11 protein-coding genes are annotated in these 14,864 nt (G+C 43.1%); 9 read left to right on the top strand and 2 right to left on the bottom strand.

Going from position 1 to position 14,864, the window contains the following annotated elements; genetic code table 11:
• Positions 1-81 precede the first annotated feature (81 nt).
• The 3 genes from AB8P51_RS12710 (at position 82) to lpdA (ending at position 2,646) form a co-directional block, all read left to right on the top strand.
• Positions 82-543 (top strand): Lrp/AsnC family transcriptional regulator, encoded by a 462-nt coding sequence (locus tag AB8P51_RS12710; protein ID WP_369749223.1) that lies wholly within the window; start codon positions 82-84, stop codon positions 541-543.
• 73 nt (positions 544-616) lie between these two features.
• Positions 617-1,117 (top strand): hypothetical protein, encoded by a 501-nt coding sequence (locus AB8P51_RS12715; RefSeq protein ID WP_369749224.1) that lies wholly within the window; start codon positions 617-619, stop codon positions 1,115-1,117.
• A gap of 122 nt (positions 1,118-1,239) precedes the next feature.
• Positions 1,240-2,646, top strand: coding sequence for a dihydrolipoyl dehydrogenase (lpdA, locus tag AB8P51_RS12720; protein ID WP_369749225.1), 1,407 nt, complete (start codon positions 1,240-1,242; stop codon positions 2,644-2,646).
• Between the two features lie 16 nt (positions 2,647-2,662).
• On the opposite strand, the gene AB8P51_RS12725 is transcribed toward lpdA, so the two are convergent.
• On the bottom strand, positions 2,663-3,847 hold the full coding sequence (locus AB8P51_RS12725) for an acyltransferase family protein (RefSeq protein ID WP_369749226.1): 1,185 nt from the start codon (positions 3,845-3,847) through the stop codon (positions 2,663-2,665).
• A gap of 135 nt (positions 3,848-3,982) precedes the next feature.
• Here AB8P51_RS12725 and AB8P51_RS12730 point away from each other — a divergent pair, with 135 nt between their 5' ends.
• The 6 genes from AB8P51_RS12730 to AB8P51_RS12755 all read left to right on the top strand — a co-directional run bounded on the left by AB8P51_RS12730 (position 3,983) and on the right by AB8P51_RS12755 (position 13,491).
• Positions 3,983-4,522, top strand: coding sequence for an NADPH-dependent FMN reductase (locus AB8P51_RS12730; RefSeq protein ID WP_369749227.1), 540 nt, complete (start codon positions 3,983-3,985; stop codon positions 4,520-4,522).
• A 67-nt stretch (positions 4,523-4,589) separates the two neighbouring features.
• On the top strand, positions 4,590-5,897 hold the full coding sequence (gene tilS / locus AB8P51_RS12735) for a tRNA lysidine(34) synthetase TilS (RefSeq protein WP_369749228.1): 1,308 nt from the start codon (positions 4,590-4,592) through the stop codon (positions 5,895-5,897).
• Positions 5,894-7,891 carry a protein-disulfide reductase DsbD family protein gene (locus tag AB8P51_RS12740; protein ID WP_369749229.1) on the top strand — a complete coding sequence of 666 codons (1,998 nt, stop codon included), beginning with the start codon at positions 5,894-5,896 and terminating at the stop codon, positions 7,889-7,891. Before tilS ends, AB8P51_RS12740 begins: the two co-directional genes overlap by 4 nt.
• 52 nt (positions 7,892-7,943) lie before the next feature.
• Positions 7,944-10,340: a penicillin acylase family protein gene (locus AB8P51_RS12745; RefSeq protein WP_369749230.1), complete on the top strand. Its 2,397-nt coding sequence runs from the start codon at positions 7,944-7,946 to the stop codon at positions 10,338-10,340.
• A gap of 67 nt (positions 10,341-10,407) precedes the next feature.
• Entirely contained in the window at positions 10,408-11,943 is a 1,536-nt protein-coding gene (locus tag AB8P51_RS12750) for a YifB family Mg chelatase-like AAA ATPase (protein WP_369749231.1), read from the top strand.
• Positions 11,944-12,180: 237 nt separating this feature from the next.
• Positions 12,181-13,491 carry a serine hydrolase domain-containing protein gene (locus AB8P51_RS12755; RefSeq protein WP_369749232.1) on the top strand — a complete coding sequence of 437 codons (1,311 nt, stop codon included), beginning with the start codon at positions 12,181-12,183 and terminating at the stop codon, positions 13,489-13,491.
• A 26-nt stretch (positions 13,492-13,517) separates the two neighbouring features.
• Here the strand turns inward: AB8P51_RS12755 and AB8P51_RS12760 are convergent, their stop codons facing one another.
• Positions 13,518-14,744, bottom strand: a complete 1,227-nt coding sequence (locus tag AB8P51_RS12760; protein WP_369749233.1) for an aminotransferase class V-fold PLP-dependent enzyme — start codon at positions 14,742-14,744, stop codon at positions 13,518-13,520.
• Positions 14,745-14,864: the final 120 nt, after the last annotated feature.

Raw genomic sequence — 14,864 nt, forward strand, 5'->3', positions numbered from 1 at the left:
TATATATTAGAAATATTCACTAAATTAGAATATTATTCTATATATTAATTATAAACTGAGTACAATCAGAATTAAAATCATATGAAACTAGACCATTTGGATAAACAATTGCTGGGGCTTTTGCAGGACGATTGTAAGAAGACGACCAAGTCCTATGCAAATCAGTTAGGGCTTTCTACGACAGCCGTTTATGAACGGATAAAAAGACTGGAGCGTGATGGGGTCATTAAGAAATATGTTGCCCTCTTAGACAAGCACCTTGTTGCGATGGACTTTACCGTTCTCTGCCATGTAAAATTAAGCAGGCACATCAAGGAATACGTTCTGCAATTTGAGCGGGAAGTGTTGCAGCTTGAAGAGGTCTCAGAGTGTTTCCACGTTAGCGGGGACTATGATTATATTTTAAAAGTTCACGTGTCCAACATGGCGGCATATCGCGAATTTATGGTGACGAAACTCACCGCTCTCAACAATATTGGAAGTACTCAAAGTTCATTTGTTATTAGTGAGGTAAAGGCATCCACAGCCATCTCCCTGGGATAAATCCTGATAAAAGGATGTTAAACCTGACTTTTTTAATATTGGTTCTCCGTACCTTATCTGAAAATAGTGGGATATGGAACGCAAACATTTTATCAGGACTGCCGGGGCAATGGGACTCATCTTTACGGCCGGGGCAGGAATAAGTTTTAAACGGCAGGAGGAAGAACAACTGAGCAGGCAAATGGTTCAGGAGTTTGTGGGAGCATCACACCGTGATATGGACAAGGTTAAGGATATGCTCGAAGCTTACCCCACCTTGCTGAATGCTGCTCACGATTGGAAACACGGGGATTTTGAAACGGGACTGGGTGCTGCAAGTCATGTTGGCTACAAGGAGCTGGCAAGGTACTTCCTTGATAAGGGAGCTCAGGCCAATATTTTTACGGCTTGCTTATTTGGGCAGCTCACGGTTGTTAAATCCATGCTGGAGGCTTTTCCACAGGCACTACATGCCAAAGGTCCACACGGCTTTACTTTATTGCACCATGCAGAAAAAGGAGGGGAGGATGCGACAGAGGTAAAAGAGTATCTAATTTCTCTTGGGGCCGTAGATAAAAAAATAGCCTTGTATTAAACGAACCGAAAGCTGTAAGGTTCTTCAATTCTTCTTACGTCTTAAATTAAAAACATTCGTATTTTTGTCAGCCGGGAGGTCAAGTACTCCCGCAAAAACCTTCTCTAATTTAAAATTACCTTATGACTCAGTTTGATGTGGTAGTAATTGGCTCCGGACCCGGCGGGTATGTGGCTGCCATACGTTGCGCCCAGCTTGGAATGAAAACAGCAATAATAGAAAAGTATTCAACCTTGGGAGGCACTTGCCTGAACGTAGGCTGCATCCCATCCAAAGCAATGCTCGATTCAAGTCACCACTATGAGGATGCCGTAAAACATTTTGAGGACCACGGGATTGAAATCCCAGGAGACATAAAGGTGAATCTGGAAAAAATGATCGGCAGGAAACAATCTGTAGTTGATCAGACCACCAAAGGGATTCAGTTCCTGATGAACAAAAATAAAATTGAGGTATTTCAGGGAGTTGGAAGTTTTAAGGATTCCACTCACATTGAAATCAAACCTTCAAAAGGAAAGTCTATTGAAATTGAGGCAAAAAATATCATCATTGCTACAGGCTCCAAACCGGCCAGCCTGCCTTTTATTAAATTAGATAAGGAGCGGATTATTACATCCACAGAAGCCCTTGAACTGAAAGAGATCCCAAAGCACATGATCATCATTGGGGGCGGAGTAATAGGCCTGGAGCTGGGTCAGGTATACAAGCGATTGGGAGCTGATATCAGCGTTGTTGAATTTATGGATCGTATTATTCCCGGGATGGATACCTCACTTTCAAAAGAGCTTATGAAAGTTCTTAAGAAACAAAAGGTGAAATTTTACCTGTCTCACAAAGTAAAATCAGTAAAGCGCAAAGGAAAAGAGGTGACAGTTGTTGCTGATGATCCAAAAGGAGGAGAACTCACCCTGCAGGGAGACTATTGCCTTGTGTCTGTTGGAAGGAGACCGTATACTGACGGCCTAAATGCTGATGCGGGTGGAGTAAAAGTGGACGACAAAGGCAGAATAGAGGTCAATTCGCAATTACAAACCAATATGCCTAACATCTATGCCATAGGTGACGTGGTTCGCGGTGCGATGCTCGCTCACAAAGCAGAAGAAGAAGGAACAATGGTTGCAGAAATTATCGCCGGGCAGAAACCGCATATTGATTACAACCTTATCCCTAATGTAGTGTATACCTGGCCCGAAGTAGCTTCCGTTGGAAAAACAGAAGAACAGCTCAAGGAAAGCGGAGTGGCGTATAAAACAGGTCAGTTTCCTATGCGTGCCTTAGGCCGGGCTCGTGCGAGTTCAGACATTGATGGTTTTGTTAAAATACTGGCAGATAAAAATACTGATGAAGTGCTGGGGGTTCATATGATTGGAGCCAGATGTGCCGATTTGATTACCGAAGCGGTAACGGCCATGGAATTCAGAGCCTCTGCCGAGGATATCTCGAGAATGAGTCATGCTCACCCTACTTATGCCGAAGCCGTAAAAGAGGCTGCACTAGCAGCTACAGATGATAGAGCACTCCATATATAAGTCCGAAAAGGATATCTTAACCTTTAGTTATATTAAATAGCCTTAATAGTCTGTCCTGTAATATTATAAGATATTCAGATAGGGAGTAATAAGCACGTAAAGCAAGGGGTTTTCCACTCTTGATAGTTGAACGGATATGTCCTTTGATCATGACCTCGTGCTTGTCGTATTTAAGAGCAGCATAGGAACATACTACCATAAAGGCAAGCGCTCCTCCGATTGCGACTGTCGGACTAAGACTGTGATGGAAAAAGCGGTACAATCCCAGGCCTGTAAAACTGCCGTACAGGATAACAAAATGAATCACATATATAGAAAGTGTATTTTGCCCAATACGTAACAAGGTAGGCTGGATCAGGTATTTACGAATCAGCATAAATAATGCAAATACAATCAACACATCGCCTAATCGGATAAAGAGATAATTATTGGCAACTATATCCCGGAAAAGGGAAATTCCGCTCAATTCGTATAGCGAATAGAAGAAAGGAGAAGAAAAATATACCAGGCTAAAACCGGTTATTAGTGCTAGCCAGATGGCAGTTGAATACAGATTCTTATTGGTAAGATATCTTCTGAATAAAACCGCCAGGAACCCGCCAAAGGCTGTATACCCAACCCAGGGTATCACTGTAAAAACAGAGCCATTGCTTCTGGTAAAATAATTGGCAATTCCCTCAGGCAAGGCCGAATAGGTCCAGGATGCGTACAATGGTTCAAACAGGAAAAGCACTAGGGAGATACCTGATAGCGCCAGAGGAAGGGCCCATTTCCTGAGTTTTGTGGTAAGCAGGTATACTGCTATGATCGCCATTATCGAAATCCCAATACAATGAAGCACATCCACCAGAAAAAAAGCGTCATAAAGTTTACCCTGTAACAGGCCGAATAAATTTAACCGCAGGAGGTAGCCAATAAGCAGCAGTTGTAATCCGCGTTTCAAGCCTTTTTTAATCCTGGGATTCTCAAAACCTGTTTGAGGTACCCTGATGAGAAGGTAGGTGAAAATAAATCCTGAAACAGTAAAAAACACAGGGGCAGTAATTCCCCGGAAATAAAGCCATAAGGAATAAGCTCCATTTTGCGGATCCCTGAAAGCGGGATCGAGCAAACCATCGACAAAATGACCCTGGAGCATCATCAGGATGGCCCAGGCCCTTATGGCATCTATAAAATGAAGTCGGTTTGTCTTTTGTTCCATACTATTCAACAACCTATATACTTAATTCACAGGGTGTTTGGATGTTTTCAGGTGCAAAATTAATACAATACTTTACATTTAATTCGATTTTACGGTATTTTCGTAGCTCTTAGACATTAATCTTAGATTCAGATCATGAGTAAAATTCTGGCCTTTGCCGGAAGTAATTCTTCCACATCCATCAATTTTCAACTAGTAAAACACACCATTTCATTGATCGAAGGGCATAATATTCAGGTGATGAATATGGCATTATATGACCTACCCATGTTTAGTGAAGACCATGAAAAAGAGTTTGGTTACACCAATTCCCTGGCCGAATTGAGGGATGACATCCGCAATTGCGATGGCCTTTTACTCTCTGTAAACGAACACAACAACAATCCTTCTGCTTATTTTAAGAATCTAATCGACTGGCTGTCGAGACTCGAACGCAATTTCCTGGAGAATACTAAAATCTTCCTAATGAGCACTTCTCCCGGTAGGAGAGGGGCAAGTAGTTCCCTTGCAAAGACAGAGGATATGCTGCCGAGATTCGGCGGAGAAATAATAGCCACTTTTTCACTTCCCTCTTTTAACCATACGTTCAGTTCAGGCGATGGCATAACCGATTCCGAAAAGGCAAAAGAACATAAGCAGGCCCTGGGGAAATGGCTCAACAGCCTTGGGGAATAGAGTTTCCTAAAAAAACGTTGCAGGCATTTGAGATAAGTACCAAGCCTTTCTTTCTTACCTTTGCAAGGTGTTAGACGCATTCAGACAACATATTGCAAAATCTCATTCACAACTATCAGATCGCGCCGGTATAGTAGCCTGTAGCGCAGGAATTGACAGTGTAGTACTGGCACATTTATGTGCTGCCACAGGTTTGAACATTACCTTGGCACATTGTAATTTCTTACTCCGAGGTCAGGAAAGTGAAGACGATGAACGTTTTGTAAAGGATTTAGCAACGGAATTGAATGTAGCGCTGTTTTCAACCCGGTTCGAAACCAAGGCGTATGCCAGGGAACACCGACTTTCTATTCAGATGGCGGCACGGGAACTGCGGTATCAATGGTTCGAAGAATTATTGAAGAAAAATGAATTGTCCTGGGTACTTACTGCACACCATCTGGATGATACTCTTGAAACATTTCTGATCAATCTTTCAAGAGGAACCGGCTTGGAGGGATTGAGTGGAATCCCGGAGGAGAACAATAAGATCATCAGGCCCTTACTTCCCTTTACACGCAAACAGATTCAGGAATATGCAAGGCTACATAATATTTCCTGGCGTGAAGACCTTAGTAACGAAGACACCAAATACCTGAGAAATAAAATCAGACATGAAGTAGTTCCCGCACTAAAGGAACTTCACCCTACCTTCCTCAGTAATTTTGCAAACTCTATACAGTACCTCTCAGGATCTGCCGAAATGCTATCTGATTATGTAAAAGGTTTAAGGGAGGGTCTTTTTGCTCCCTATCACAAAGGATATAAAATTTCCCTGGAAGAGCTAAATAAATTGCAGCCTGTAGAAAGTTATATGTATGAAATTTTTAAGCCCTATGGATTTACCTCATGGGCTGATGTCACAGCATTACTCTCGGCAATGAGTGGGAAGGAAGTGCATTCCAAAACCCACCGACTTATCAAGGATAGAAAACATCTTATTTTGCAGGAATTCCCTGAACAGGGACCTGTAGGTGAAGCTGATGAAATTCCTGAAGTTAGCGGTGATCTGCCTCTTGAGATCAGGATTGAGGAGGTTGAAGAGATTGAAGAAAAGAACAATACCATACTATACATAGATAAAGAAACGTTAAACCATAAACTGACTGTCAGGAAATGGAAAAAAGGCGACTATTTTTATCCCCTGGGAATGGAAGGGAGAAAAAAGGTATCGAAATTTTTTAAAGATGAAAAAATGGATGCCGTTGCCAAACAAAATCAATGGCTCCTTTGTTGTGGGGAAGACATCGTCTGGATTATTGGTAGGAGAGCTGACGATCGGTTTAAAATCACAGAAAAAACAAGGCATATCCTTAAGGTTACCTTAGCAGAATGAAAAAACTGATTTCGAATATTGTTTTGTTTTTAATGGCCCTTGTGTCTTTTGCTCAGGATGGGGAAGATCCTGTAATTTGGAGTCAGGACCTCATCCCTTTGGGAGATTCTCAATACGAATTAATCATGAATGCCGCCATCGATGAGGGTTGGCATCTGTATTCGCAATTTACGGCTGAAGGTGGCTCGCTCCCCAGTGAATTTACTTATATAAATGAGGGAACAGATTACGAATTGATAGGAGGGACTACCGAAAGTGCCACCTTAAAAGTATACAGTGAGATTTTTGAAGTAGAGGAAACACTTTTTAAGAAAAAAGCTGTTTTTAAGCAGAAAATCCGGATGCTGAAACCGGATATAACTCAGGTGAAAGTAGAGCTTTTCTATCAAGTCTGTATGGAGGTATGTATCCCTAAGGATAAAGTATTTTATTTTTCTCTTGACGGATCCGAAATAGCTCCGGTAGAAGAGAGCCTCGATGCCAGCAGTATAGCCATGGCCAATGCCCTTAAACTCGATTTAAAAAATAAAGATGTCTTAAGAGGAATAGGTACAGGTTCTTCAGAAGGGGAGACAGGCCTGCTTGTCATTTTTGGTCTGGGCTTTCTGGGTGGGTTAATCGCCTTGCTGACACCATGTGTTTTTCCGATGATTCCATTGACGGTATCCTTCTTTACTAAAAAATCACAGTCAAGATCGAAGGGAATTTTTGACGCTTCGTTGTATGGCTTCTTTATCGTGATCATTTATTTCCTTCTGAGTCTACCATTTCATCTCTTCGATTCTGTTGATTCTCAGATTTTAAATACTATTGCCACAAATATCTGGCTCAACCTATTTTTCTTCCTGATTTTCGTTTTTTTTGCCTTTTCCTTTTTTGGATATTATGAACTGACACTGCCCAGTAGCTGGGCAAACAAAATGGATAGTGCTTCCAATCGCGTCGGGGGAGGTATGGGTATATTTTTTATGGCGGTTACCCTGGCCATCGTCTCCTTTTCCTGTACAGGACCTATATTAGGCGGACTGCTGGGGAGTACAGCACTGGCAGAAGGGGATGTAGCGACGAATTTATCTGCGGGGATGCTTGGATTTGGTGTGGCACTGGCCTTACCCTTTGCCCTTTTTGCCATGTTCCCTGCCTGGTTGCAAAGCCTTCCGAAATCAGGGGGTTGGATGACAACGGTAAAAGTGGTACTGGGATTCCTGGAACTGGCCCTAGCCTTTAAGTTTTTATCCAATGCCGACCTTGTGGGTAACTGGGGGTTGTTTAAACGAGAAATATTCCTTGGAATCTGGATACTTATCTTTCTCCTTCTGAGCTTATACTTATTTGGAATTTTTAGGTTTCCTCATGATGGTCCGAAAACAAAACTCTCTTCCCTGAGAAAGATCACAGGTTTTGTCTCAGTAGTGTTCTGTGTATACCTTCTTTCAGGTGCGCTACAACTTACCAATTTGAAGCTTCTAAGTGGCTTTCCGCCACCGGATTTTTATACGCTTGCAGAACAGGATAGTGAATGCCCTCTGGGAATCGAATGTTTTAAGGATTTTGAAACGGGTCGGGCGTATGCCGAAAAGGAAAACAAACCAATTCTCCTCGATTTTACAGGCTGGGCTTGTGTGAATTGTCGTAAAATGGAAGAACATGTCTGGAGTGACCCCGAAGTATTTCAATTGCTCAATGAGGAGTTTGTACTCATATCACTGTACGTAGACGATCGAAAATCACTTCCGGAAAATGAACAGTTTAAATTCAGGTATGATTCAGGCAGGGTAAAATCGATCGATGAGATAGGGGAGAAGTGGGGCACCTTCCAGACGATTAATTTCAACGCTGCTTCACAGCCCTATTATGTGATGCTTTCACCTGATCTCTACATACTGAATTCCTCCATTCAGAATACAGACACAGCTACTTACGAGAAATGGCTGAAAGAAGGCTTACAGGCGTTTCAGACCTATCAACGAAATATTGTAGTAAGTAGTCGATAGGAACGTCTCAGCGCTATAAAAACACTATCTTTATAGTAAGATTTAAACCAACGTGAAAGCTGTCAGGAAAATAGGGTGGGTTCTGTTAGGAATTCTGGGAGTTTTACTCCTTGCAGGTCTGATAATTGTGCAGACCCTGAAACCGGATTATTCGGGTGAGAAGCCTATGGATAATTTAAATGCAGAGGTGACCGTAACCTATGATCCGTATGGTATACCTCATATTGAAGCCACTGAGGAAACAGATGCATTCAGAGCGCTTGGTTATGTTCATGCTCAGGACAGGCTCTGGCAAATGGAACTATTGCGGAGAGTCGCTACAGGTGGACTGTCTGAAGTTTTTGGGAAAGACATGTTACCTACAGATAAGTTCTTTCTTTCCCTTGGAATTGACGATGCCTCCGCAAAGGCAGCGGCCAGGCTCGATCCCGAAAGTCAAATCGCTATACTATCACAAGCTTATCTTGACGGGATAAATCAGTTTATTGAGGAAGGGCCGACTCCCGTGGAATTTCTCCTGACCGGTCTGGAGAAAAAACCTTATTCCATTGAAGATATTTATAATACGGTTGGCTATATGGCCTTTAGCTTTGCCATGGCCCATAAAACCGATCCCCTCTTAACCGTTATCAAGGATTCTCTGGGTCCGGAATACCTGTCGGATTTGGAAATCAACAGCAGCCCGAATACAGTTTGGATCCGTAATTATAAAGAAGAGGAAGTAAGTAGTGAAGCGGCTGTGATCTCTGTTACCACAGAGGCCCTGTCTAAATTGCCTGTACCGCAGTTCATCGGGAGTAATAGTTGGGTGATTGGGCCTCAGAAAACAAAATCGGGAAAGGTCATTTTTGCCAATGATCCCCATATTGGCTTTGCGCAACCATCCGTTTGGTACGAAGCTCATGTAATAACGCCTTCTTACGAGAAATACGGCTATCATCTGGCCGGGGTTCCGTTTCCTTTGCTCGGACATGACCGAAAAATGGCTTATGGATTTACCATGTTTGAAAACGACGATGTGGATTTTTTCTACGAAGTACTTGATCCGGAGGACAGTACAAAGTATAAAACTCCAACAGGCTGGAAACCCTTGGAGGTGGTCACCAAGATAATCAGGGTTAAAGAAGAGGCTGATGAGAAATTCAGCTATACAAAAACAGAAAGGGGGCCTATCCTCAACGGAATTGCCAATCAGATCGATGGCAGGCATCCTATCAGTATGGACTGGATATACACAAAGGGTGAGAATGAAGTGCTGGAATCCCTTTATGGGATCAGTCATGCCACAAATATGGATGAATTTAAAGGGGCGTTGCCCAAAATACATGCCCCCGGACTTAACACCATGTATGGGGATGCTGATGGAAATGTAGCCTGGTGGGCATCGGCAAAATTGTATCAGCTTGGCGACAGCACCCACACAAAGCTGGTGATGGATGGGAGTAAAGATCAGGATAAAAAAGTACGATTTTTAGATTTTTCGGAGAATCCACAGTCGGTCAATCCTCCATGGCATTATGTCTACTCAGCAAACAATCAGCCGGATTCTATTGCCGGCATGTTGTATCCCGGTTACTACCTCCCTGAGAACAGGGCAAAGCGGATCGTTGGCCTGCTGGATGGAAAATCGGACTGGGATGCTGAATCGGTAAGAACAATGATCACCGACAATGTTTCTTCCGTAAACCCTTCAATCGTTACAGAACTGGCTAAATTGATAACCGTAGGAGATTTGAACGATGAGCAAACACTCGCTTTAGACCACCTGAATAAGTGGGATGGGAATTATGACACTGAGAATGCAGAAGCTGCAATCTTTCATCGCTGGATCTATTTTTTCTTAAAGAATACGTTCGAGGATGAGTTAGGGGAGGAGCGATTTAAGCAATTCACCGGCACGCATTTTCTCAAAAGACTGATTGCACCCATGGCCGTCAGAGCAAATTCGGTATGGTGGGATAATGTAAATACCACGGACACAGTAGAGACCAAAAAAGACATCGTACAATCTTCCTATCTCTATGCATTTCAGTCGCTTGAAGATGACCTGGGAAAAGATATTTCCGACTGGACTTGGGGGCGGTTACATACCCTTGAACACGGTCACCCTATAGGTCAGATCGCAGCCCTTCGATTTTTCTTCAATGTTGGCCCTTTCCCGGTTTCGGGCACAAGGGAGGTCATAAATAATATGGCATTTCTATATAATGGCTCGTCTACTTTTTCAGTTACTGCCGGACCATCCACCCGCAGAGTTATCGATTTTTCAGATGTGGAGAATAGCATGAGTATATTGCCTACAGGGCAGTCGGGAAATCCATTCAGCAAGTATTATGAGGACCAGGCAAAAATGTTTGTCAATGGTGAATTCCGTAAAATGCTGATGAATGAGGAAGAAATCAGAGAAACGGCTTCCTCTGTCCTGTTATTCCGTTCAAAATCCAAATAATATTTACCTCCAATGTGAAACTTAGTTGCAAGATCAGGGTTTATCTTATCCTGCTCAATAAGATTCCATGCTCACAAAAGTCTATGGCAGCGCTGTATTTGGCATAGAAGCTACTACGGTAGTGGTTGAAGTCAATATAGATAAGGGCATAGGCTATCATCTGGTAGGCCTGCCAGACAATGCAATCAAAGAAAGCAACTTCAGAATAGCAGCTGCCTTACTCAACAATGGATATAAGGTTCCGGGAAAGAAAATAACTATCAATATGGCGCCAGCCGATCTAAGGAAGGAGGGATCAGCTTACGATTTGCCCATTGCCCTGGGAATTCTTGCAGCATCGGGTCAGATAAAATCGGAATTGCTATCACAATACCTGATTATGGGTGAACTTTCTCTCGATGGTGGCCTGCAAGCTGTAAAAGGAGCTCTCCCAATTGCCATCAATGCGAAGGAAGAAGGGTTTAAGGGATTGATCATGCCCAGGGAGAATGCCAGGGAAGCGGCAATAGTAAAAGATTTGGAGGTCTACGGGGTAGATGGATTGGATAAAGTGATTCAGTTTTTTAATGAAGGCCGCTCCCTTGAGCAATTTGAGGTGGATACCTGTGCAATATTCAATGAAAATCGAATCAGCAGTGATATCGATTTTTCTGATGTAAAAGGGCAGGAGAGTATCAAACGATGTATGGAAATTGCCGCTGCAGGAGGGCATAATATTATTATGATAGGTCCACCTGGAGCGGGAAAAACAATGCTGGCCAAGCGTTTGCCTTCCATCCTGCCACCCATGACCCTGAATGAAGCCCTTGAAACAACAAAGATCCATTCGGTAGTAGGGAAGGTGAACAGTACCGGACTGATCTACCACAGGCCCTTCCGAAGCCCTCATCACACTATAAGTGATGTGGCCCTGGTGGGTGGCGGAAGCTATCCACAACCCGGTGAGATTTCCCTTTCCCATAACGGGGTGTTGTTCCTGGATGAATTGCCGGAATTTAAACGCAGTGTGCTAGAGGTACTGAGACAACCCCTGGAAGACAGGGAGGTGACTATCTCCAGGGCGAGGTTTACACTTACCTATCCTAGTAGTTTTATGCTGGTAGCCAGCATGAATCCTAGTCCGTCGGGGTATTTCTATGATCCGGACAATAACATGAATTCCTCTCCAGCCGAAATACAAAGGTATCTAAGCAGGATTTCCGGCCCCTTACTCGATAGAATTGATATCCATATTGAAGTGACTCCGGTGCCGTTTGAAAAGCTCTCTGAAGAACGAAAAGGAGAAGGGAGTGTAGCTATTCGTAAAAGGGTAGAGGCTGCACGGGAGATACAGACACGCAGATTCGTCAATGACACGGCCGTTCACTACAATGCTCAGATGAATACTAAACAAATCAGGAAATATTGTGAACTGGAGGAACAGGCTATGAAAATACTGAAACAGGCTATGGAACGATTAAAGTTGTCAGCAAGAGCTTACGACCGGATACTGAAAGTATCCAGGACAATTGCAGACCTCGGAAAGGAAGAAAACATCAACTCCACACATATTCTGGAAGCCATTCAGTACAGAAGTCTGGATAGGGAGGGGTGGTTGGGATAAGTGAAGTTAGAGGTTAGAGGTTCGAACTTCGTATTTCGTCCCATTTCCTCTAACTTCAATATTGAGGTCACGAGCGTGACACCCGCACAAGCGACAGGGAAGGGTGGCTGGATTGGATACAAGGAATTAATAAGATTCGGTCTTTATTTTTTTAGATTTACATCTGTTTTTATAATATTCAGGACAAAATGGGGTTATTTAATCATAATTAACCTACTTTTTAAGTCTATAATAGCCTTGCCAATTAGTAAGCCTTCTACATATCGATACAATATCACATTAGGAATCGCTATGATGTTTCTGGTTTTGCTGGGTCTCATTCTGAGTTCAAAAAAACCCGTTTCAAATAAAGAGTCATTCCGACAAGTGGTAATGACCCAGCCTCAAGAGACTGGCCTTAGTCCACTAAAAGCCTCACAGTATGCCTGGCAGAAACAAGAATTAAAGAAAGCGGTTCAGGCATATTTTGAAAATGCCCTGACCTCAGGCAGCATTATAGGAGCTGGGGTAAGTATCGTAAAAGGAGATTCCATTGTATTTTCTGATGGATTTGGCAAAAGAAATGCAAATAGCAGCGATGAAGTAGATGCACATACCATCTTCAGGCTGGGGTCCCTATCCAAAGGATTTACGGGAGTGCTCGCCGTTAAATTATCAGAAGAAGGAGAATTACATTGGAATGATAAAGTAAAAGACTATTTACCCTCTTTTAATTTTGGCGATCAAAAGCATACTGATCAACTTACACTTGGAAATTTATTGTCTCATACATCCGGGGCACCCTACCATAGTTTCACCAATCTGGTAGAAGCAGGTTTGCCCCTTACTAAAATTGCTGAACGTTTTGGAGAAGTACAACCCATAAGTGCTCCCGGAGAACTTTACAGCTACCAGAACGCCTTATTTGCCCTTTCCGGAGAAATTATATACAAGGCTACCGGTGAGGATCTCAGAGAAGCCCTGAAAAACAAATTCTTTTATTCCTTGCAGATGTGCTCCACCAATATGGACTATAAAAGCTTGCAGGAGGTTGAAAATGTGGCACTGCCTCATAATAGATGGAGAAGGAATTGGAGACCTAAAAAACTCAACGATCACTATTACAATGCAGTTGCTGCAGGTGGCATCAATGCCAGTAGTCTTGATATGGCCAAGTGGATGAAGTTTCTCCTGGGCCACCACCCCGAGATCATGACTAAGAAGTCCATAGAGAAGGCCTTTACACCCGTAATTGAAATTAAAGGAAGAAGCAAGTACTATCAACGATGGCCGGGACATATATCCTCCCATTATGGCTTTGGCTGGAGGATTCACAAGTTTTCTGATGAATTTGGAGATCGTAAAAAAACGATATGGCATCACGGGGGCAGCGTCAACGGCTACAGGAATGAAATTGCTGTATTTCCCGAAGAAGAGCTGGGCATATGTGTATTGCTCAATAGCCATTCCAGTTTGGCAAGTACCGTAGTGCCGGATCTGTATCAAATCATAGAACAAGTCTACCGGCAGACTCCGGTGGAGATGGCCTCCAATTACCTTCCCGAGTAAGTTCGATCATTCTTATTAATTGCATCTTATAAAGACCCCTCCAGGCCTTTAATCAATTGCACTATCTCATCGTTATGCGTGTAGTGCAGAAAAGAGATTCGTATTACTCCGGGGGGGCTGTCGATTTCCATATCCATTAGGGGACGAACCGCGTAGAAATCACCTTTCCCTAACATTAACTTGTGCTTGGTAAGCGAAGAATAAACTTCGTCCAGTTTTTTATTTAATGGCAGAATTGAAATCGTAGGGGCACGGTCTTTTAGCTTATCGGGCCCTATAATCCTAACATCCTTTCTAGACCTCAGAAAGTCTAAAAGAGGATTGAGGAGCTGCTCTTCATAGTTTCTGAATAACGAATTGAGCCTGGAATTTCTTTGAGAAGGCAGGGTGTCATCATTAAAGTGATGATTGTAGACCGTATCAAGGTAATCCAGTATACCGCTAACCGAGCCAATCTGTGCGTGGTCAGGGCCGGCCGGGGTGATTGTATTACGCGTGATTCCTTCTTTGAAAAAATGGGACTGATTTTCCATATTTTCAATCAAATCCTGCTTTACATACATCAGTCCTAAATGCGGTCCAAAAGTTTTATAAAGGGAAAACATGTAGATGTCGGCGCCAAGTTCCTTCAGATCCGGAAAGCCATGGGGAGCCGCCGCAACACCATCGACTACGCATACTGCGCCTGCATCCTTTACTTTTTTACTGATCTTCTTTACCGGGTTGAAGTAACCAATGACATTTGAGCAATGGGGAAAGGCCACCATCTTTGTCTTTTCAGATAATAAATTTTCCAATTCGGAAAGGCTGAGCATACCTGTCTCCCGGTCTACATGCCATTCTTTTACGACAATTCCGCTCTCTGTTAGTCTTCTCCAGGCCCCGGCATTTGCCTCGTGATCCTGGCAGGAGACTACAACCTCGTCTCCTTCCTGCCACATGGGACGCATCGCATGGGCCAGGACATAGACATTCTGCGTCGTTGATGGGCCAAAATGGATCTCAGCCGGAGATACATTAAGATAAGCAGCCATTCGTTCATAGGAGCTATCCATCATTTCTCCAGCTTTGATTGAGGCGGGATAAGGATAATAAGGCTGCACCTTATTTTTATAATAAAATTCCGTCAGTTTATCCAAAAACTGCCTGCAGGGGTAAGAGCCCCCGGCGTTTTCAAAAAAAGCCCAGCCATTTAATTCAGGTTCTGAAAATGCTGGAAACTGTTCGCGTATAAAAGAGATATCAAGTTCCATATGATTGTACGTGGTTCTTATCCCAAGGTACAGAATTCTGAATTTATCTTAAACCCGATTTTCCTGTTACGCTTAGCAACAATTCTAACATCACTCATACAGCTAATACCGATTCTCCGG

Origin of the sequence: Muriicola sp. SD30 (assembly GCF_041205185.1) — a bacterium.
Classification (GTDB): Bacteria; Bacteroidota; Bacteroidia; order Flavobacteriales; family Flavobacteriaceae; genus Muriicola.

Excerpts from the sequence above, each read along its gene's own strand:
- AB8P51_RS12760 (WP_369749233.1), bottom strand. The coding sequence starts at position 14,744 with ATGGAACTTGATATCTCTTTTATACGCGAACAGTTTCCAGCATTTTCA.
- AB8P51_RS12730 (WP_369749227.1), top strand. The coding sequence starts at position 3,983 with ATGAGTAAAATTCTGGCCTTTGCCGGAAGTAATTCTTCCACATCCATC.
- lpdA (WP_369749225.1), top strand. The coding sequence starts at position 1,240 with ATGACTCAGTTTGATGTGGTAGTAATTGGCTCCGGACCCGGCGGGTAT.
- AB8P51_RS12740 (WP_369749229.1), top strand. The coding sequence starts at position 5,894 with ATGAAAAAACTGATTTCGAATATTGTTTTGTTTTTAATGGCCCTTGTG.
- AB8P51_RS12710 (WP_369749223.1), top strand. The coding sequence starts at position 82 with ATGAAACTAGACCATTTGGATAAACAATTGCTGGGGCTTTTGCAGGAC.
- AB8P51_RS12750 (WP_369749231.1), top strand. The coding sequence starts at position 10,408 with ATGCTCACAAAAGTCTATGGCAGCGCTGTATTTGGCATAGAAGCTACT.
- AB8P51_RS12715 (WP_369749224.1), top strand. The coding sequence starts at position 617 with ATGGAACGCAAACATTTTATCAGGACTGCCGGGGCAATGGGACTCATC.
- AB8P51_RS12725 (WP_369749226.1), bottom strand. The coding sequence starts at position 3,847 with ATGGAACAAAAGACAAACCGACTTCATTTTATAGATGCCATAAGGGCC.